This window comes from Neglectibacter sp. X4 (assembly GCF_009917365.1).
GTDB lineage: Bacteria > Bacillota > Clostridia > Oscillospirales > Acutalibacteraceae > Acutalibacter.
Genome location: NZ_QWLE01000255.1, coordinates 1 through 671, shown reverse-complemented (window position 1 = coordinate 671; position 671 = coordinate 1). Strand labels below are relative to the sequence as shown.

The window sequence follows — 671 nt, the reverse complement described above, 5'->3', positions numbered from 1 at the left end:
CCTCCAATTCGCGGAACAGCTTCGTCGCCTTGTCCTTGCCGCAGTCCAGCATGGTCATGACTTCCTCCTGGGTGAAGCAGAGGAACACGCGCCCGTTATCATCCAGCCAGCCGTTGCGGGCAGACAGCCCCATGCGGTCAAGCAGCAGGCCGTACAAAACTTTTGCTTCCAGAGATACACCCTTGTAGCGGCGGTCGGTAAGCAGGATTTTCGGGATGCGGCAGAAGCTGTACTAGATGGTCGGAAAGGATGATGAAAATGCACCAGGCAATGGAAATGCCGAAGAAAGTGGTGCGGAAAATTCCTGCAAAAATCGATATCGCTGAAGAAATCAAGCAGGCACATCGACAGCTCCGGGTGGCGGCTTACTGCCGCGTTTCAACGGCCCAAGAGGAGCAGTTAAACAGCTATGACGTGCAGGTAATGCCATACTCACCCCTCCACTTCCGGCAGGCCCGCAATGCTGGTCAGGAGTGACAGCACTCCGGAGAGCAGGGCTGTGCTGCCCACCACCAGCCAGTCCACCTCTGAGAGCATGGCGGTGGTGCCGATGGCCGCCACTGCCGCCTGTGCTACAGTCTTAACGGCCCGAATCCCCGCCGCTTTCCACCATTTTTTTGTCATAACAGCTTCCTCCTTTGATTATAAAAAATCGTGTTTTTTCAGCCGGT

3 protein-coding genes are annotated in these 671 nt (G+C 55.6%); 1 reads left to right on the top strand and 2 read right to left on the bottom strand.

The features are described from left to right. Nucleotides 1-217: replication initiator protein A (locus D1841_RS17995; RefSeq protein WP_347564053.1), on the bottom strand; the 217-nt coding region annotated here is incomplete at its 3' end. Nucleotides 218-258: 41 nt separating this feature from the next. On the opposite strand from D1841_RS17995, the gene D1841_RS17990 reads away from it, so the two are divergent. After that, nucleotides 259-477, top strand: a complete 219-nt coding sequence (locus D1841_RS17990) for a hypothetical protein (protein WP_161880216.1) — start codon at nucleotides 259-261, stop codon at nucleotides 475-477. On the opposite strand, the gene D1841_RS17985 is transcribed toward D1841_RS17990, so the two are convergent. After that, nucleotides 433-624: a holin gene (locus D1841_RS17985; RefSeq protein ID WP_160645003.1), complete on the bottom strand. Its 192-nt coding sequence runs from the start codon at nucleotides 622-624 to the stop codon at nucleotides 433-435. The genes D1841_RS17990 and D1841_RS17985 overlap by 45 nt on opposite strands. Nucleotides 625-671 lie beyond the last annotated feature (47 nt).

Coding starts and splice junctions, on each gene's coding strand:
- D1841_RS17985 (WP_160645003.1), bottom strand. CDS start 624: ATGACAAAAAAATGGTGGAAAGCGGCGGGGATTCGGGCCGTTAAGACT.
- D1841_RS17990 (WP_161880216.1), top strand. CDS start 259: ATGCACCAGGCAATGGAAATGCCGAAGAAAGTGGTGCGGAAAATTCCT.